At 69.0% G+C, this 17,331-nt stretch carries 18 protein-coding genes; 11 read left to right on the top strand and 7 right to left on the bottom strand.

Annotated elements, in window-relative coordinates:
* Positions 1 to 83: 83 nt before the first annotated feature.
* Entirely contained in the window at positions 84 to 611 is a 528-nt protein-coding gene (locus V8688_RS02565; RefSeq protein WP_218722016.1) for an N-acetyltransferase, read from the top strand.
* Positions 612 to 615: 4 nt separating this feature from the next.
* Here the strand turns inward: V8688_RS02565 and purU are convergent, their stop codons facing one another.
* From purU to V8688_RS02535, 6 genes are all read right to left on the bottom strand, one after another.
* Positions 616 to 1,506 carry a formyltetrahydrofolate deformylase gene (purU, locus tag V8688_RS02560; RefSeq protein ID WP_218722017.1) on the bottom strand — a complete coding sequence of 297 codons (891 nt, stop codon included), beginning with the start codon at positions 1,504 to 1,506 and terminating at the stop codon, positions 616 to 618.
* A gap of 20 nt (positions 1,507 to 1,526) precedes the next feature.
* Positions 1,527 to 2,579 carry an alpha/beta hydrolase gene (locus V8688_RS02555; RefSeq protein ID WP_316576223.1) on the bottom strand — a complete coding sequence of 351 codons (1,053 nt, stop codon included), beginning with the start codon at positions 2,577 to 2,579 and terminating at the stop codon, positions 1,527 to 1,529.
* Positions 2,580 to 2,669: 90 nt separating this feature from the next.
* Positions 2,670 to 2,963, bottom strand: coding sequence for a DUF2516 family protein (locus V8688_RS02550; protein ID WP_342800085.1), 294 nt, complete (start codon positions 2,961 to 2,963; stop codon positions 2,670 to 2,672).
* A 73-nt stretch (positions 2,964 to 3,036) separates the two neighbouring features.
* The gene (locus V8688_RS02545; protein ID WP_342800079.1) at positions 3,037 to 3,690 is read right to left on the bottom strand and encodes a heparin-binding hemagglutinin; all 654 of its coding nucleotides are present in this window, start codon (positions 3,688 to 3,690) and stop codon (positions 3,037 to 3,039) included.
* Positions 3,690 to 4,136, bottom strand: coding sequence for a helix-turn-helix transcriptional regulator (locus tag V8688_RS02540; RefSeq protein WP_071932013.1), 447 nt, complete (start codon positions 4,134 to 4,136; stop codon positions 3,690 to 3,692). Before V8688_RS02540 ends, V8688_RS02545 begins: the two co-directional genes overlap by 1 nt.
* Before the next feature lie 94 nt (positions 4,137 to 4,230).
* The gene (locus V8688_RS02535; protein WP_218722018.1) at positions 4,231 to 5,562 is read right to left on the bottom strand and encodes a DUF445 family protein; all 1,332 of its coding nucleotides are present in this window, start codon (positions 5,560 to 5,562) and stop codon (positions 4,231 to 4,233) included.
* 266 nt (positions 5,563 to 5,828) lie between these two features.
* Here V8688_RS02535 and V8688_RS02530 point away from each other — a divergent pair, with 266 nt between their 5' ends.
* The 8 genes from V8688_RS02530 (at position 5,829) to V8688_RS02495 (ending at position 13,770) form a co-directional block, all read left to right on the top strand.
* The gene (locus V8688_RS02530; RefSeq protein ID WP_308248706.1) at positions 5,829 to 6,515 is read left to right on the top strand and encodes a TetR/AcrR family transcriptional regulator; all 687 of its coding nucleotides are present in this window, start codon (positions 5,829 to 5,831) and stop codon (positions 6,513 to 6,515) included.
* Between the two features lie 161 nt (positions 6,516 to 6,676).
* Entirely contained in the window at positions 6,677 to 8,095 is a 1,419-nt protein-coding gene (locus V8688_RS02525) for an AarF/UbiB family protein (RefSeq protein ID WP_342800078.1), read from the top strand.
* Positions 8,092 to 9,351 (top strand): saccharopine dehydrogenase NADP-binding domain-containing protein, encoded by a 1,260-nt coding sequence (locus V8688_RS02520; protein ID WP_218722021.1) that lies wholly within the window; start codon positions 8,092 to 8,094, stop codon positions 9,349 to 9,351. The genes V8688_RS02525 and V8688_RS02520 overlap by 4 nt, the downstream gene beginning before the upstream one ends.
* Positions 9,348 to 9,980 carry a class I SAM-dependent methyltransferase gene (locus V8688_RS02515; RefSeq protein ID WP_316576224.1) on the top strand — a complete coding sequence of 211 codons (633 nt, stop codon included), beginning with the start codon at positions 9,348 to 9,350 and terminating at the stop codon, positions 9,978 to 9,980. Before V8688_RS02520 ends, V8688_RS02515 begins: the two co-directional genes overlap by 4 nt.
* 76 nt (positions 9,981 to 10,056) lie before the next feature.
* Positions 10,057 to 11,514 (top strand): alanine/glycine:cation symporter family protein, encoded by a 1,458-nt coding sequence (locus tag V8688_RS02510; protein WP_342800077.1) that lies wholly within the window; start codon positions 10,057 to 10,059, stop codon positions 11,512 to 11,514.
* Positions 11,515 to 11,529: 15 nt separating this feature from the next.
* A complete protein-coding gene (locus V8688_RS02505) occupies positions 11,530 to 12,375 on the top strand; it encodes a PPK2 family polyphosphate kinase (protein WP_218722024.1) in 846 nt (281 codons plus the stop codon).
* A gap of 73 nt (positions 12,376 to 12,448) precedes the next feature.
* Positions 12,449 to 13,207, top strand: coding sequence for a thioredoxin domain-containing protein (locus V8688_RS02500; protein WP_218722025.1), 759 nt, complete (start codon positions 12,449 to 12,451; stop codon positions 13,205 to 13,207).
* Positions 13,204 to 13,770 carry a vitamin K epoxide reductase family protein gene (locus tag V8688_RS02495; RefSeq protein ID WP_218722026.1) on the top strand — a complete coding sequence of 189 codons (567 nt, stop codon included), beginning with the start codon at positions 13,204 to 13,206 and terminating at the stop codon, positions 13,768 to 13,770. Before V8688_RS02500 ends, V8688_RS02495 begins: the two co-directional genes overlap by 4 nt.
* Positions 13,771 to 13,816: 46 nt before the next feature.
* On the opposite strand, the gene V8688_RS02490 is transcribed toward V8688_RS02495, so the two are convergent.
* Complete coding sequence (locus tag V8688_RS02490; protein WP_308248707.1) at positions 13,817 to 14,902, bottom strand: trypsin-like peptidase domain-containing protein; 1,086 nt, start codon at positions 14,900 to 14,902, stop codon at positions 13,817 to 13,819.
* A gap of 116 nt (positions 14,903 to 15,018) precedes the next feature.
* Here V8688_RS02490 and V8688_RS02485 point away from each other — a divergent pair, with 116 nt between their 5' ends.
* Complete coding sequence (locus V8688_RS02485) at positions 15,019 to 16,071, top strand: NAD(P)-dependent alcohol dehydrogenase (RefSeq protein WP_342800076.1); 1,053 nt, start codon at positions 15,019 to 15,021, stop codon at positions 16,069 to 16,071.
* Between the two features lie 51 nt (positions 16,072 to 16,122).
* A complete protein-coding gene (locus V8688_RS02480; RefSeq protein ID WP_218722028.1) occupies positions 16,123 to 17,328 on the top strand; it encodes an AI-2E family transporter in 1,206 nt (401 codons plus the stop codon).
* Positions 17,329 to 17,331: the final 3 nt, after the last annotated feature.

Here is a 17,331-nt window from a genome sequence, read left to right as displayed (position 1 = left end):
GTTGCGCGGGTGTACCCGAATCCGGGAGACTTAAGCGTGGCGGTTTTCGACCGGCGCCGGCCGCCGAGGATACGGAGACGATTGTGCTGATCCGTCGAGAGACCCCAGCGGACGCCGCGGCCATCGCCGCCATCCACCGCGACGCCTTCACCCCCCACTACGCCGACGACCCGGCGATCACCGAACCACCCGAGGTAGCGCTCGTCGACGCGCTGCGCACCGACGAATCGTGGATGCCCACGCTGTCGCTGGTCGCGCTCGAGTACGACACCGTCGTCGGGCACCTGTGCCTCACCAGGGCGGGAATCGGCCCGTTCCCGGTGCTCGCGCTCGGCCCGCTCGGCGTCGATCCCGACCATCAGAAGACCGGGGTCGGTTCGGCGTTGATGCACGCCGCGCTCGGGGCCGCCGACGCGCTCGACGAATCGGTCGTCGGCCTGGTCGGCAATCCCGACTACTACACCCGCTTCGGGTTCGTGCCCGGCGCCCGGCTCGGCATCGTGCCGGACGAGGCCGACTGGACGGAGTTCTTCCAGGTCCGTCCGATGACGGCCTACGACCCGGCCGTCACCGGCGAGTTCCGCTACCCGGCGCCGTTCTACGACCTCTGAGCAGTTACTCGAAGACGACCGTGCGGCGGCCGTGCACGAGCACCCGGCCCTCCAGGTGCCACCGCAGCCCGCGCGCCAGCACGACCCGCTCGATGTCGCGGCCCTGCCGCACCATGTCGCGCACGTCGTCGGCGTGGTCGACGCGGATGACGTCCTGCTCGATGATCGGCCCCGCGTCCAGTTCGGCGGTGACGTAGTGACAGGTCGCGCCGATCAGCTTCACCCCGCGCGCGTAGGCCTGGTGGTACGGGCGCGCGCCGACGAACGACGGCAGGAAGCTGTGGTGGATGTTGATCGCCCGGCCCGCCCAGTGCGCGCACAGTTCGGCGGGCAGCACCTGCATGAAGCGGGCGAGGACGACGGCATGCGGATCGTGGGCGTCGACGAGATCGCGGACCTGTTCGAAGGCCGGGCCCCGCTCGGCCGGGTCCTTCGGAAACGGCACGTAGTGGAACTTCACGCCGTGCGCCTCGGTCATCCCGGCCAGGTCGGGGTGGTTGCCGATGACGGCCTCGATGGTGGCGGGCAGCTCGCCGGCGGCCGCGCGCCCGAGCAGGTCGTGCAGGCAGTGCCCGTCCTTGCTGACCAGCAGCACCGCCCGGCGCGGCGCCCCCGAGTCGTGCAGCTGCCAGTCGGTCTCGGGACCGAACTCGGCGGCCACCTCGGCGAAGCGGGCGCGCAGTTCGTCGATGCCGAACGGCACGGTCGCGGCCTTGACCGCCTGCCGGGTGAAGAACCAGCCGATGTCACCGTCGGAGTGGTAGCCGGCCTCCACGATCGAGCCGCCGAAATCGGCGATGAACGAGGAGATCCGGGCGATGATGCCCGGCCGGTCCGGGCAGCCCAGGGTCAGCACGAACCGGCGGTCATCCGAGGTCACAGGGGCAGAACTCATCCGCCCATCCTCGCAGGCGCTCAGCTCACCGCGTACACAGGCTCACGGACGGCGGCCATGACCTCGGCCAGTTCGGCGTTGAACAGGTCGTGGCGTTCGACGTTGCCCAGATGGCCGGTCGGCAGCACCTTGTGCCGGGCGAGGTTGCCGGCGCGGCGCAGCAGCTCGGCGAGGCGCTCGGCGTGCAGCGGCGGGGTGAGGTCGTCGCGGTCACCGGCCAGCACGGTGGTGGGCACCACGAGGTTGGCGGCGTCGTCGCCCAGGTGGAGTTCGGCCAGGACCAGGCCCCAGCGCGAGCGCGTCATCGCCGGACAACCACGGACCACCGAGAGCGCGTAGTCGAGGGTCGGGCGCGGGGTGTCCAGCGTCATCACCTGGCGGGCGAAGATCCAGCGCACGGGCTTGATCGGCGGGAACAGCACGGGGGTGCCGAGGATGATCCTGCCCAGCCAGTCCGGCGTCGGCAGGTGCTTGCCGCGCAGGATCCGCAGCGGCCGGTTCAGGCCGGGGACCATGGTCGACACCTCGACGAGCGAATGCGCGCCGGTGTTGGTGAGCACCACCGCGGCGGCCTGATCGGCCACGCGCTCGGAGAAACGACCGGCCCAGGAGATCAGCGTCATGCCGCCCATGCTGTGGCCGACGAGCACGGCCCGCTGACCGGGCAGCAGCACGGCGTCGAGGACGTCGGCCAGGTCGTCGGCGAGCAGGGCCGGGCTCGGCTTGGCGTAGCCGTTGGTGCTCTCACCGTGGCCGCGCTGGTCGTAGGCGACCACGCGGTACTCGCCGGCGAAGGCGTTGATCTGGGCGTTCCAGTACTCGATGGAGCAGGTCCAGCCGTGCACCAGCACCATGACCGGCGCGTCGACGGGCCCGTAGGCGTGCACTCGCAGCCGGGCGCCGTCGGCGGTGACCACGGGGATCACGTCCGCGGGCACGGTCGGCGGATCGAACGCCGCGACCCCGTGGGTTCGCGTCCGCAGATCGGCCCGGTGGGCCGCCAGGGTGGTCTTGACCACGAGGGACGCGGAATCGACCAGGTTCAGCAGAGCCGTCGGCAGCTTTGCACGCATCGGCACACTCCTTTGTGTTACTGCCAGATACAGTAACACCGCGTACCACTGAACCGCGAGGGATCCGCGCCGGAAATTCGGCGCGCGTCGTCACCAGCGCGGGCCGCGCTGCACCTCGTCGACCTTGGGACGCACATCCGCGAGGTACACACCCGTCGCGATGATCGCGATGAACGAGGTCAACATGCCGAAGCCGGCGATGCCGAGCAGCAGGAAGACCAGCGCGCCGGCGAGAATCGCCAGCCAGATCGGCTTGGTCATCTTGTCGACCGCCGTGAAGGCGTCCGCGCGCTGACGCACAGCGTGGATGAGCGCGAACACCGTCGCGCCGAAGGCCGCCACCCACAGGGCCAGCAGGATCAGCGACGTCAGACCGTTCACCATGTTCACTCCCCCATCATACGAACAGCGGCCCCGCTCACCAGTGGTGTGCGGGGCCGCTGTGCGCGGTGCTGTGTCAGGCCTTCTTGGGGGCGGCCTTCTTCGCGGGGGCCTTCTTGGCCGGCGCCTTCTTGGCAGCGGGGGCCTTGGCGGCCGGAGCCGGCGCGGGCTCCTCGGTGGTCACGGCGACGACCTCGGCATCGACGACAGCCGCGACCTCGTCGGCGACGGCCTCGGCCTCGGCCTTGCCACGGCCCAGCAGGTCGGTGACCTTGGCGAGGGCATCCTCGGCGCGGGCGGAGGCATCCTTGTACAGGCTCTCCACGCGACCGATCTGCTCGTCGACGGCCTGGTTGGCGCGCAGGCGGTCGACGGCCTCCTCACCGCGGACGGCGAGGTCGGCGTAGATGTCGAGGGCCTGGCGGTAGTACTGCTCGGCCAGCTTGCGCAGCTCTTCCGGGGTGAACTTCTCGCGCAGCTCGGCGAGGTCCTCGGGCAGCTCCGACGGCAGGCCGGCGATGCGCTCACGGATGGTGTCGAACTGGGCCTGCACGTCGGCGGGCACGTTGGCGATGCGCTCGCGGGCCTCGTCGACGCGGGCCTGCACATCGGTGGTGGCGACGCGCTCGCGGACGTCGGCGACGACCTCGTTCACGGCGGTGTAGATGGCGTCACCGGCACCGACGGTGGCGAACAGCGGCTTGGTCACGGTAGCGGTCTTCTCGGTCATCAGTCTTCGTTCTCCTGGCGTGGCGGAGTGTCAGTTGTCGTGAACGAAACGTCGCTGTCCCGTTCGATCCCCCCTGAGCCGGTTTCTTCCCCGTTTTCCCGGCGAAACGACTCATAGATTTCCAGCAACACCTGTTTCTGCCGCTCGGTCACCGAAGTGTCCGCGAGCAGGGCGTCCCTGACCGGGCTGTGCGGGCGCTGCTCGAGATATCCGGCCCGCACATACAACACCTCCGAGGACACCCGCAGCGCCTTGGCGATCTGCGCGAGTACTTCGGCGGAGGGGTTACGCAATCCGCGTTCGATCTGGCTCAGGTACGGATTACTCACCCCCGCCAGTGCGGCGAGCTGACGTAAGGACACCTGCGCGGCTTCGCGCTGGGACCTGATGAACCCTCCGATGTCTTGTGCCGCGTGCGCTACACGTCCCTCGGGCTGGTCTGCCATCACTCACCTTCTGGCGGTTGTACGGTCAATACTAAATCAGGGTGCTAGCTATTGCAAGCACTCCTGTTAGCACAGGTTCGGCTAACAGTTCGGCTCAGTGGAACAGCAACTGCGAGATCGTGTAGATGGCCAAGCCGGCCAGCGCGCCGACGACCGTGCCGTTGATCCTGATGAACTGCAGATCCCGGCCGACCTGCAGTTCGATCTTGCGACTCGCCTCGTCGGCGTCCCAGCGCGCGACGGTGTCGGTCACCAGGGTCGTGATCTCGGCCGAGTAGTTACCGACCAGATAGCGGGCGCCGCGGTCGATCCAGCCGTCCACCTTGCCGCGCATGGCCGGGTCGTCGCGCAAGCGTTCACCGAGCTGCTGCACATTCTCGGCCACCTTGCGGCGCAACGTGGAATCGGGGTCGTCGGCCGATTCCAGAATCAGCCGCTTGGCCGCGCGCCAGGTCGCCTCGGCCATGCCGGTGATCTGCTCGCGGCCCATGATCTCGGCCTTGACCTTCTCCGCCTTGGCGATCATCGCGTCGTCGTGCTGCAGATCGTCGGCGAAATCCTGGAGGAAGCGATCGGCGGCCTTGCGGAGTTCGTGATCGGGATTCGACCGCACCTTCCAGGTGAATTCGACCAGTTCCCGGTAGATCCGCTCGGACAGCAGCGTGTTGACGAATTTCGGCGCCCACTGCGGCGCGTCGCGCAGCACGATCCGATCGATCGTCTCCTGCGAACCCAGCGCCCACTGATGCGCGCGCTCGGCCAGCAGGTCGATCAGCGGCAGCTGGCGATTGTCGGCGATCATCTCCGAGAGCACCCGCCCGAGCGGCGGACCCCACAGCGGTTCGGCGATCCGCTTGACGATCGTGTTGTCGATGATCTGCTCGACGTCCTCGTCGCGCAGCACGCCGACCACCGCGGTCAGGATCGTCGCGCTTTCCTGGGCCACCCGCGCCGCGTGGCCCGGATCGGCCATCCAGCGCCCGACCCGCAGCGAGATCTGCGCGGAGTCCAGCCGGGCCGACACCACGTCCGGCGCGAGGAAGTTGGTCCCCACGAAGGCGCCCAGGCTCGACCCGAGCTGGTCCTTCTTCTTGCGGATGATCGCGGTGTGCGGGATCGGCAGGCCCAGCGGGTGCTTGAACAGCGCGGTCACCGCGAACCAGTCGGCCAGCGCGCCGACCATGCCCGCCTCGGAGGCGGCCCGCACGTAGCCGACCCACTCGCCGCCGGAGCCGCGCGATTCGAGCCAACGGCAGAACAGGTACACCGCGCTGGCCACCAGCAGGAATCCGGTGGCCAGCGCTTTCATCTTGAAGAGGTCACGTTTCTTGCCGGCCTCGTCGGTCATGACCGCGAAACCCGCTGGTTGCGCGGCGGGCTCGGTGCGCGGCGTGAGAACCGCCGTGTTGCCGGGAGCTTTCTCCATAGCCCCCATTCTGCTGTGCGCGCGGCGAGCGCGCCGCCGCCAACCCGCGTGGCGCCCGCCCCGACGCCGCAAAACCGCCCGGTTCGTCTTACGCGCGGGTAAGCACCGAGGTGTGGTAATTGCCGCAACGTCGACCAAACGAGCGCCACCCCACACCGGCGCGCCTAAGCTGTAGAACCAGAGACGCCACTATCGATCACAAGGGGGCTGTTCTGTCCACCGAAGACCTTGTCGAGATCGGCGAGCAGACGGGCCGCGCCGCCACCGTGCGCGGCGGCGGTCCTGTCGACGGCCGCAAACGGCGGTGGCGACAGCACAAGATCGACCGGCGTGAAGAGCTGGTCGACGGCACGCTCAACGCCATCCGCGCGCGCGGCAGCCAGGCGGGCATGGACGAGATCGCCACCGAGATCGGCGTGTCCAAGACCGTGCTGTACCGCTACTTCGCCGACAAGAACGACCTCGTGCACGCCACCATGCAGCGGTTCATCGAGACCACGCTGCTGCCGCGCGTGTACGGCGCGATCAACCTCGACGCCGACGAGTACCAGCTGGTGCGCGCCGCGATGACCGAGTACGTCGGCACCGTCGACGACGACCCCGAGGTCTACCGGTTCATCATGAGCAACTCCGCGGGCGACAAGTCCTCGCTGGCGGAGTTCGAACGGCTCTTCGCCGAGGTGGTCACGGCCGTGCTCGTCGACCGGGCCGGCGCCAAGGGCGTGCGCACCGACGGCGCGATGCTGTGGTCGTATGTGCTGGTCGGCGGCATCCAGCTGGCCACGCACTGGTGGACGACCACCGAGAAGGCGATGCCGCGCCAGGACGTCATCGACTACCTGACGATGATGGCGTGGTCGGCGATCGAGGGTGTCGCCAGGGCGGGCGGGTCGCCCGAGTACTTCACCTCGCAGAGCCACCAGCTGCCCGAGATTCCCGTCCAGCCCTCCTGACCGGGCGATCCTCGCGATCGCCGGTGCCGGGCTCGACATCGCCGCCCGGTTCGTTACGCTGAACCGAGCGGGGCGCTGTGGCTTGCGTCACCGCGGGTGGTCGCGTGCGCTTCGTGTCGTCGGCGGCCACCCTGCGCGTCGGCACCAATGGAGGTACCTCGATGGCGAAAAACGTGCCGACATCCCGGCTTGCCCGCGGGACGAAGCTGGGGGCGGTAGCGGCGAGCTCGGTGATCCGCTCGAAGAAGACCAGACTGTCCATGCGCGGCCGCTCGGAAGCCGTGCGCGCCAGAATGGCCGAGGAGTCGATGATCCGCACCACCGAGCAGGTGGTCATGGTGCTGGGCACCATGAAGGGCGTGGCCATGAAGCTCGGCCAGATGATGTCGGTGCTCGACCTGGATCTGGTGCCGCCGGACCATCGCGACCGGTTCCAGCAGCGGCTGGCCGTGCTGCGCAACGCCGCGCCGACCGTCTCGTTCGACGTGATGCGCGCGGTCGTCGAGGAGGACTTCGGCCGTCCGCTGACCGAGGTGTTCGCCGAATTCGACCCCGAGCCGATCGCGGCGGCCTCGATCGGCCAGGTCTACCGGGCCACCCTGCCAGACGGCAGGGCCGTCGCGGTGAAGGTCCAGTACCCCGGCGTCGACGCCGCGGTACGCGCCGACCTGAAGAACCTGACCATGTTCCGCCGGGTGCTGGCCTCGGCCATGCCGTGGATCACCCCGGCGGTGCTCGACGAGCTGAAACTGAACATGGAGGCCGAACTCGACTACGTGGCCGAGGCGGTCACCCAGTCCGAGATCGCGCACCTCTACCGCGACCACCCGTTCATCGTGGTGCCCGACGCGGTGCGGGAGCTCTCGACCACCCGCGTACTGGTCAGCGAGTTCATCGAGGGCACCGGCTTCGACGAGATCCGGAATCTGCCCGCCGCCGAACGCGACCGGGTCGGCGAGATCATCTACCGCTTCTACGTCGGCTCGCTGTTCACCTTCAACGAGTTCTGCGGCGACCCGCATCCGGGCAATGTGCTGCTGGCCCGCGACGGCCGGGTAGCCTTCCTCGACTTCGGCCTGTTCAATCGCATGGACCCCAAACTCGTGCACTTCGAGATCCTCTGCCTGCGCGCCGCCGCCGAGGACCGCGCGGAAGACCTGCGGCAGTTGATGATCGAGCGCGGCGTGATCGATTCGCCGGACGAGATCGGCGCCGAGGAATGTCTCGAGTACGTACTCGCCGCCTCCGAATGGTGTCTGGTCGACGAGGAACTGACCATCACCCCCGAACTCGCCAGCGGCGCGTTCCTGCTGGCCGTTGACCCCAGGGCCAGCGAGTTCACCGGCATGAAGCAGCAGAATCTGCCGCCGGAGCACCTGTTCTCCCGCCGGGCCGACTTCCTCACCTTCGGCATGCTCGGCCAGCTCGACAGCACCAACAACTGGCACCTGATCGCCCGGGAATGGCTCTACGACGAGCCCCCGGTCACCGAACTCGGTCTGGCCCACCGTGATTGGCTCACCACCCACCCGCCGAAACCGACGAAGAAGCCGCGCGCCCGCAAGGCGAGCACTCGATGAAAGGCGCCCCTGTGCCGCAGCACCGCGAGTTCGACCTGATCCTGTTCGGCGCGACGGGATTCGTCGGCAAACTCACCGCCGAATACCTGCTCACCGCCGCCCCCGCCGACGCGCGGATCGCGCTGGCGGGCCGCTCGGCCGACAAGCTCGCCGCCGTGCGCGCCGAACTCGGCCCCGCCGCGGCGAATTGGGAACTGGTCGTCGCCGATTCGACCGATCCGGCCTCGCTCGCCGCGATGGCCGAGCGAACCAAGGTCGTGGTGACCACGGTCGGCCCGTACCTGCGCTACGGCATGCCGCTGCTCGGCGCGTGCGCCGCCGCGGGCACCCACTACGCCGACCTCACCGGTGAGCCGCTGTTCATCCACGACGCCATCGAGCAGTTCGAGCGGGTCGCCGTCGACTCCGGTGCCAAGATCGTGAATTCCTGTGGCTACGACTCGATTCCGTCGGATCTGAGCGTCTACGAGATCTACCGCGCGAGCGTCGCCGACGACACCGGCGAGCTGGAGGACACCACGCTGGTCGCCTACCTCAAGGGCGGAATGAGCGGCGGCACCATCGATTCCGGCCGCGCCATGATGGAGGACATCGCCGCCGATTCCGGCCGCGGCAAGATCCTCGCGCACCCGTACTCGCTGAGCCCCGATCGCTCGATGGAGCCCGACGTCGGCCGCCAGTCCGACCAGGCGCTGGCCCGCGCCGACAGCATCGACCCGAGCCTCAACGGCTGGGTCACCACGTTCATCATGGCCTCGCACAACACCAAGGTCGTGCGCCGCACCAACGGCCTGCTCGGCTGGGCTTACGGCAAGCAGTTCCGCTACCGCGAGGTCATGAACGCGGGCAACTCGGCGGCTGCGCCGCTGGTGGCGGCCGGGATCGCGGGCGGCATCGTGGCGGGCATGGCCTCGGGCGCGGTGCTCTCGCGCGTCTCGTTCGGGCGCAAGCTGCTCGACCGGATCCTGCCCAAGCCGGGCACCGGGCCCAGCGAGAAGGCGCGCCTCAGCGGCTGGTTCACCATGAAGACCTTCGCCCGCACCAGCTCCGGCGCCAAGTACCAGGCCACCTTCTCCGGCACCGGCGACCCCGGCTACCAGGCCACCGCCGTCCTGCTCGGCCAGGCCGGTTTGAGCCTGGCCTTCGACGAACTCCCGCCGCGCGCGGGCATTCTCACCCCCGCCTCGGCCATGGGCGAGGCGCTCACCGAGCGGCTGCGCGGCGCGGGCATGACGATCGAGGTCGCACGGCAGTGAACCTGGCCCGCAGGACCATGAACGCGCCCGCGCTGGCCGCGGTCTACGAGCACGCGTGGCGGCCCACGCTGTTCTACCTGGCCAGCGGCCGCACCACCGGCAGCGATCGCCGCGAGGCCGTGGACACGCTGCGGCTCAGCGGTAGCAAGAAGGTGCTCGATCTGGCTTGCGGCCCCGGCAATTTCACCCGGTACCTGAGCGAGTTCCTCGCCGGTGACGGCTTCGTCACCGGGCTGGACTACTCCGAGCCGATGCTGGCCAAGGCCGCCGTCGACAACGCGGGCCCGCGGGTCGGCTACGTCCGCGGTGACGCGCGGATGCTGCCCTTCGCCGACGGAACCTTCGACGCCGTCTGCTGTTTCGGCGCGCTGTACCTGATCCCCGATCCGATCGCGGCCACCCGCGAGATGATCCGGGTGCTCGCGCCGGGCGGCCGGATCGCGATCACCACCAGCTTTCGCGAGGACAACCTGTTCGGTCGGGCCAGCACCGTGGCCGCGGGTCTGAGCGGGCTGCGGCTGTTCGGTCGCGACACCTTCCCGCGTCTGTTCGCCGAGGCCGGGCTGGTCGAAATCGACCAGCGCGTGCACCGTTTCATGCAGTACGTCGACGCCACCCGGCCCGCCTGACCGGTCAGGACGCGGATCGGGCGACATCGGGCGCGGCCTGACCGGTCGCGCGGTTGCCCGACGGTAGCCTCGCCGCATGGACACGCTGAACTCGGTCGTCGTCGATGGCAACGACGTGTTCTGGAACTGGCTGCTGATCCCCCTGGTGATCGCGGCCGGGCTGTACTTCACCGTGCGCAGCGGAGTGGTGCAGTTGCGGATGCTGCCGGAGATGCTGCGGGTGGTCGCCGAGAAGGGACAGCCCGCCGCCGACGGGAAGAAGTCGGTGTCGGCGTTCGGCGCGTTCAGCATCTCGGCGGCGGCGCGGGTGGGCACCGGCAATATCGCCGGCGTCGCCACCGCGATCAGCGTCGGCGGGCCGGGCGCGGTGTTCTGGATGTGGGCGATGGCGACCCTCGGCGCGGCCTCGGCCTTCGTCGAATCCACCCTCGCCCAGCTGTACAAGCGGCCCGAGCACGAGCCGGGCACCTTCCGCGGCGGCCCCGCCTACTACATGCAGTACGGGCTGCGGCGGCGCTGGCAGGGCATGATCTTCGCGGTCATCATCACGGTGACCTTCGGTTTCGTGTTCAACGCCGTGCAGTCCAACACCATCGTGGCCACCACCAGGGCCTCATTGCCGGACCTCGACGGCGACTGGTTCCCCGTGGCTGTCGGGCTCGTGCTGATCGCCCTGCTCGGGGTGGTGATCTTCGGCGGAGTGCGCCGGATCAGCCACATCACCGAGGTGCTCGTACCGGTCATGGCGATCGTGTATCTGTTGCTCGGCATCGCGGTGGTGGTGCTCAACATCGACGATCTGCCGCGGGTGATCGCCGATATCGTCGGCGGCGCGTTCGGCCTGCGCGAGGTGGTCGGCGGTGGCGTCGGCGTCGCGATCGCGCAGGGCATCCGGCGCGGCATGTTCTCCAACGAAGCCGGTCTCGGTTCCTCGCCGAACGCGGCGGCCGCGGCCGACGTCTCGCATCCGGTGAAGCAAGGGCTCGTGCAGTCGCTGGGCGTCTACTTCGACACCCTGCTGATCTGCTCGATCACCGCGTTCATCATCCTGACCAGCGACCCCGACCTGTCGGAGCGGCGCAGCGCCGACCTCACTCAGAGCGCGCTGCAGACCAGCCTCGGCGGCTGGGCCGGACACGTGCTGACCGCGGTGGTGTTCCTGCTCGCGTTCAGCTCGATGATCGGCAACTTCTACTACGGCCGGGCCAATATCGAGTTCATCACCGACCGGCCGGAGGTGCTCACGGCCTTCCGGGTGGCGGTGCTGGTGGCCGTGTTCGGCGGGGCGCTCGGCTCGGTGAGCCTGATCTGGAACCTGGCCGATGTGTTCATGGGCGTGATGGCGCTGGTCAACCTGGCCGCGATCATCCCGCTCGGCGTCGTCGCGTTCCGGCTGCTGGCCGACTACCGCGCGCAGCAGGCCGCGGGCGCCGATCCGGTATACGTGCACCGGCCCGAGATCGCCGACCCGGCCGGCGTCGCCTGCTGGCAGGCAACGATTGCGTCGAGCTTGCCGGTCGATCGCGCGCAGTAGTGGTAGGCATGGGAAATGGCGAAACACTGGGCCGAACCCGTCACCACCGCGTTGCGGGCCGACGGCCAGCGGATCATCGATCTCGACACCTCGGCGACGCCGGGGTTCATCGGTGACAAGCAGCGCGGCAAGACGCTGCTGACCGAGCGTGGCATCGTGCTGTCGGATCTGCAGGAGAAGCTGTTCGCGCACGGTCGCACGGGCGGTAAGCACAGTGTGTTGCTGGTATTGCAGGGCATGGACACCGCGGGCAAGGGCGGCATCGTGCGCCACGTGATCGGTTCGGTCGATCCGCAGGGGGTCGACCACGCGTCCTTCGGCGTCCCGACCGAGGAGGAGAAGCAGCACGATTTCCTCTGGCGCATCCGCAAGCGCCTGCCCGCGCACGGCCAGATCGGCGTGTTCGACCGCTCGCACTACGAGGACGTGCTGGTCGTGCGAGTGCACGAGCTCGTGCCGCAGTCGGAATGGGAACAGCGCTACGACCTGATCAACGCCTTCGAACGTGAGGTGGCCGACACCGGCACCACGATCGTGAAGGTCGCCATGTTCGTCTCCCTCGACGAACAGAAACGCCGACTGCGCGAGCGGCTCGAGCGCCCCGACAAGTACTGGAAGTTCAACCCCGCCGACATCACCGAGCGCGGCTTCTGGCCCGACTACCAGAAGGCCTATCAGACCATTCTGGAACGCACCAACACCGACTACGCGCCGTGGTACGTGCTGCCCGCGGACCACAAGTGGTACGCGCGCCTGGCGGTGACCGAGTTGTTGATCGACGCGCTGACCGGACTGGACCTGGACTGGCCGCCCGCCGATTTCGATGTCGCCGAGCAGCTGCGCAGGCTCGAGGAGTCCTGACCGGATCGTTGAAGAAACTCTCAGGTTCGGCCCGCATGATGTCCCCGGTGGGGAGACCACGAACGAAAGGCGTGTGACAACGGTGAGCACGGGCAAGCAGAATCCGCTGGCGGCGGCCGAAGCAGCCGACAGGAAGCGCAAGATCGCGATCCAGGTCGGCGTCGCCGCCGTCCTGGTGGCCCTGGTCGCGGCGATCGGCATCGGCATCGCCGTCAAGAAGTCGGGCTCCGATTCCGAGAACACCGCCACGTCCGCGGCCCAGCTGCCCGCGACCGGCGGCTCGGTGACCGAGTCCGGCGCGGTCCGCATCGGCAATCCGGACGCCAAGGTGAAGGTCCGCGTCGTCGCCGACCTGCAGTGCCCGGCCTGCAAGCAGTTCGAGGCCGCCAACGGTGAGGCGCTGGCCGAGGCCGCCGCCAACGGCACCGCCGTGATCGAGTACCAGATCATCTCCTTCCTCGATCGCGCGTCCTCGACCCAGTACTCCTCGCGCGCGGCCAACGCCTCGTTCTGCGTGGCGAAGTCGGACCCGAGCAAATACCAGGGCTGGCTGCAGACCATGTTTGCCAAGCAGCCCGCCGAGGGCACCGCGGGTCTGAGCAACGAGCAGCTGGTCCAGATCGCGACCGAGGCCGGCTACACCGATCCCGCGGTGGCCACCTGCATCAACGACAAGCCGTACAACGACTACATCACCCAGGTCACCCAGCAGACCCTGAGCAGTGGCGTGAAGTCGACGCCGTCGGTGTTCATCAACGGCGAGCTCAACCAGTCCGACGCCATCTTCACCGAGAACGGCCTGGCGTCCGTGATCGCCGACGCGGCCAAGTGATCACCGCCCCCGCCCGCTCGGCGTGGCTGCTGCTGATCGCCGGGCTGGCGGGGTGGCTGGCGTCGTTCACGCTGACCGTCGAACGCTTCAAACTGTTCGTCGACCCGAATTACGTCACCTCGTGCAGCATCAACTCGGTGCTCTCGTGCGGGTCGATCATGAAGACCGATCAGGCCGCGGTCTTCGGTTTCCCGAACCCGCTGTTCGGCATCGTCGGTTTCTCGGTGGTGGTGACCCTCGGCGTCCTCGCCGTCGTCGGCGTCGGCTTCCCCCGCTGGATCTGGGGCGGCCTGTGGCTCGGCACCGTCCTCGGCGTCGCCGCCATCTGCTGGCTCATCTTCCAGAGCCTCTACCGCATCAACGCCCTGTGCCCGTACTGCATGGTCGTCTGGGCGGTCACTCCCCTGCTGTTCGCCGTCACGACCCAGGAGACCTGGGGCCGTTCCCGCGGCATCATGGCCATCCTCGCCGAATGGCGCTGGACCCTGGTCGTTGTCTTCTACGCCGTCGTCCTGCTCCTCGTCTTCCTGAAGTTCCAGGACTACTGGCTGAGCCTGGTGTGAGCCCGACGTCCCGGCGAGATCCCGGAGAGCGGCGGTAACCGCTGGTCTAGTTCGGGGTGCCTTCGGCGAGGACCACGTCGATCGCGCGGGTGGTGCCGTCGGGGGCGGTGAGGTCGAGGCGGATGCGGTCGGCGGGTTTGCGGGTGTTGATGGCGGCGCTGAGGGCGCGGGCGGTGGTGATCGGGCGGCCGTCCACGGCGGTGATGATGTCGCCGGTGGTGATGCCCGCGGCGCGGGCGGGCTGGCCGTAGAAGGCCCAGTTGACCTGGGCGCCCGCCGGTTTCGCGTCGACGACCTGGACGCCGAGGGTGGCGGTGGGGCCGATGTGGACGGTCTCGGTCGGGGTGCCGGAGCGGATCTGGGCGACGACCCCCATGGCGGTATCGATGGGCACCGCGTAGCCGTTGGCCTGCTTGGGCCGATCGGAGCCGGGGCGCTCGCCGGAAGCCGCGGTGATCACCCCGACGATCGCGCCCGAGCTGTCGGCCAGCGCGCCGCCGGACTGCCCGCCCACGACGGGCGCGGCGATCTGCACCATCCCGCGCAGCGACTTGCGGGTCAGGTCGGCGGAGTTCATCGCGACGATGCTCGCGTCCAGGTCGGTGATCGGCCCGGCGACCGAGGTCGGTTCGCCGCCGTCACCGCCCGCATCGCCGATGGCCAGCACGTCCTGACGGATCCGTAGCTCGGCCGAGGACCCGAGCCGGGCCGTCGGCAAACCGGACGCCCCCGCCAGCGACAACAGCGCGATATCGGCGGTCGAGTCGTAACCGAGCACGGTGGCCTCGTAGACCAGCCCGTTGCCGATATCGGTCACCGAGACCGCCTCGGCCCCCTTGATCACGTGGTGGCTGGTCAGGATCTGTCCGTCCGGAGTGAGCACGATCCCCGAACCGGCGGCGCTGGTCCCGAACATCGCGGCGTCGACGGAGATATTCACCAGCACGGGCTGTACCCGGGCCGCGACCACCACCGGATCCAGCGGCGCCTGCGGCGGCGCTTGGGCGACCGCGACGTACTCCTGCGCGTGCGGCTTCCAGGGAAGTACCAGGTCACCGCGATATCCCAGGAAGGCGCACACGCCGATCAGCGCGACGACCACCGTCGCGAACACCCGTCCGACAGCGTGCACGAGCCTGTCCTCTCTCGCGAGCCGACTCCTCCATTGTGACCCGGATACGCGGATGTCCGGTATCGATCCGGCCGCGCCGGTTGGCAAACGACGCATGCGGCGGTAGGCATGTCCTCATGAGCACCGCAGCCGCCTACGCCATCCCCGCCCCCGACGGGTCCTTCGAGAAGGTCACGATCGAGCGCCGGGAACTCGGCCCCGACGACGTCCTGATCGACATCAAGTACGCGGGCATCTGCCACTCCGACATCCACACCGCCCGCGACGAGTGGGGCGGCAGCAAGTACCCGTGCGTGCCCGGCCACGAGATCGCCGGCATCGTCGCGGCCACCGGCTCCGCGGTGCGCAAGTACAAGGTGGGCGACCGGGTGGGCGTCGGCTGCCTGGTGAACTCCTGCGGCAAGTGCGTGCCGTGTCTGGCCGGTGAGGAGCAGTACTGCACCAACGGCGCCACCTGGACCTACAACACCCCCGTCCCGGAGTCCGTGCAGCCCGGCGGCTACACGATGGGCGGCTACGCGACCCAGATCGTGGTCGGCGAGAGCTTCGTGGTCGCCATTCCCGAGGGCATCGGCCTCGACGTCGCCGCGCCGCTGCTGTGCGCGGGCATCACCCTGTACTCGCCGCTGCGGCACTGGAACGCCGGGCCGGGCAAGAAAGTCGCGATCATCGGCATGGGCGGCCTCGGGCACGTCGGCGTGAAGATCGCCGCGGCGCTCGGCGCCGAGGTGACGGTGCTGAGCCAGTCGCTGCGCAAGCGCGACGACGGCCTGCGGATGGGCGCGGACCACTACTACGCCACCAGCGACCGGGAGACCTTCCGCCAGCTGCGCGGCACGTTCGACCTGATCATCAACACCGTCTCGGCGAACCTGCCGATCGACCACTACCTGCGCCTGCTCGCGCTCGACGGCACCCTGGTCATCCTGGGTCTGCCGGATCAGCCGATGAGCGTCACCGGCCGCAACCTGGCCGCGTTCCGCCGCTCGCTGGCGGGTTCGATGATCGGCGGCGTCGCCCAGACCCAGGAGATGCTGAACTTCTGCGCCGCGCACGGCATCGGCGCGGAGATCGAACTGATCTCCGCCGACGAGATCGATTCCGCCTACGAGCGGGTCATCGCCAGCGACGTGCAGTACCGCTTCGTCATCGATACCGCGACCATCTGAGCCCCGCGCGCCAGCGCGCGGAAATCGGCGCGTCCTCGGTACCGTGACCGGGTGGCTGCCGACGACGAATCGACCTCTGGCCCCGCCGCACCGGCGCAGGCGCCGGCGACCGGCCCGGCGCTGCCCGCGTTCTGGACGGTCCGCACGCCGCCGCGCTGGCTGCCCCGGTCCCTGCTGTATGCCATGCTGGCCGTCGCCGGGCTGATCGCGGCGTTCTGGATCCTCGGTAAGTTGCAGGGCCTGCTGACCGTGCTGCTGGTCTCGCTGTTCCTGGCGTTCGCGATCGAGCCCGCGGTGAATTGGCTTGCCGCCCGCGGTGTTCGGCGCGGCGCGGGCACCGGTGCGGTGTTCGGCGTGCTGCTGCTGGTGATCGTCGCGTTCGTGTGGACGCTGGGCGCGCTGCTGATCAGTCAGGTGACGATGCTGGTCGGCAACGCGCCCGACTATGTCCAGGACCTCGTCGACTGGTTCAATTCGACGTTCCACCAGGATCTTTCCGGCGACGACCTGACCAAGTACGCCTCGGAGTGGAGCTCGACGATCGAGGGCTATCTGGTCGGTCTGGCCGGAAACGTCTGGGGCATCGGCACGGTCGCGATCGGCGCGATCTTCCAACTGCTCGGGGTCTTGCTGTTCACCTTCTACTTCGCCGCCGACGGCCCGCGCTTCCGCACCTGGGTGTGCTCGCTGCTGCCGCCCAAGCAGCAGAAGCACGTGCTGCGGGCGTGGGACATCGCGGTCGAGAAGACCGGCGGCTACATCTATTCGCGCGCGCTGCTGGCGCTGTGCTCGGCGGTCGCCCACTACGTCGCGCTGCGGGTGCTCGACGTGCCGTCGGCGTTCGCGCTGGCACTGTGGGTCGGCGTGGTCTCGCAGTTCATCCCGACCGTCGGCACCTACCTGGCCGGCGCGCTGCCGGTGCTGGTCGCGCTGGTGCACGATCCGATCACCGCGCTGTGGATCCTGCTGTTCATCGTCGGCTACCAGCAGTTCGAGAACTACGTGCTGCAGCCGCGGATCACGGCGACCACCCTGGACATGCATCCGGCGGTGGCCTTCGGCGCGGTGATCGCGGGCGCGGCCCTGCTCGGCCCGACGGGCGCGCTGCTGGCCATCCCGGTGACGGCGACGCTACAGGGTTTCGCGGGGGCCTATGTGCGGCGCTACGAGGTCACCGAGGACGCCGACACCCCGCCACCGACGAAGAAGAAGCGCAAGTCCAAGCAGCCGGAACCCGCCGAGCAGAGCGAGGAGTAGGCC

Origin of the sequence: Nocardia sp. No.11 (assembly GCF_038752175.1) — a bacterium.
Classification (GTDB): domain Bacteria; phylum Actinomycetota; class Actinomycetes; order Mycobacteriales; family Mycobacteriaceae; genus Nocardia; species Nocardia canadensis.
Note: the sequence above shows the minus strand (reverse complement) of the source record. Positions and strands in the feature narration are given on the sequence as shown.

Excerpts from the sequence above, each read along its gene's own strand:
- V8688_RS02510 (WP_342800077.1), top strand. The coding sequence starts at position 10,057 with ATGGACACGCTGAACTCGGTCGTCGTCGATGGCAACGACGTGTTCTGG.
- V8688_RS02525 (WP_342800078.1), top strand. The coding sequence starts at position 6,677 with ATGGCGAAAAACGTGCCGACATCCCGGCTTGCCCGCGGGACGAAGCTG.
- V8688_RS02485 (WP_342800076.1), top strand. The coding sequence starts at position 15,019 with ATGAGCACCGCAGCCGCCTACGCCATCCCCGCCCCCGACGGGTCCTTC.
- V8688_RS02535 (WP_218722018.1), bottom strand. The coding sequence starts at position 5,562 with ATGGAGAAAGCTCCCGGCAACACGGCGGTTCTCACGCCGCGCACCGAG.
- purU (WP_218722017.1), bottom strand. The coding sequence starts at position 1,506 with ATGAGTTCTGCCCCTGTGACCTCGGATGACCGCCGGTTCGTGCTGACC.
- V8688_RS02545 (WP_342800079.1), bottom strand. The coding sequence starts at position 3,690 with ATGACCGAGAAGACCGCTACCGTGACCAAGCCGCTGTTCGCCACCGTC.
- V8688_RS02520 (WP_218722021.1), top strand. The coding sequence starts at position 8,092 with ATGAAAGGCGCCCCTGTGCCGCAGCACCGCGAGTTCGACCTGATCCTG.
- V8688_RS02550 (WP_342800085.1), bottom strand. The coding sequence starts at position 2,963 with ATGGTGAACGGTCTGACGTCGCTGATCCTGCTGGCCCTGTGGGTGGCG.
- V8688_RS02555 (WP_316576223.1), bottom strand. The coding sequence starts at position 2,579 with ATGCGTGCAAAGCTGCCGACGGCTCTGCTGAACCTGGTCGATTCCGCG.
- V8688_RS02540 (WP_071932013.1), bottom strand. The coding sequence starts at position 4,136 with ATGGCAGACCAGCCCGAGGGACGTGTAGCGCACGCGGCACAAGACATC.
- V8688_RS02505 (WP_218722024.1), top strand. The coding sequence starts at position 11,530 with ATGGCGAAACACTGGGCCGAACCCGTCACCACCGCGTTGCGGGCCGAC.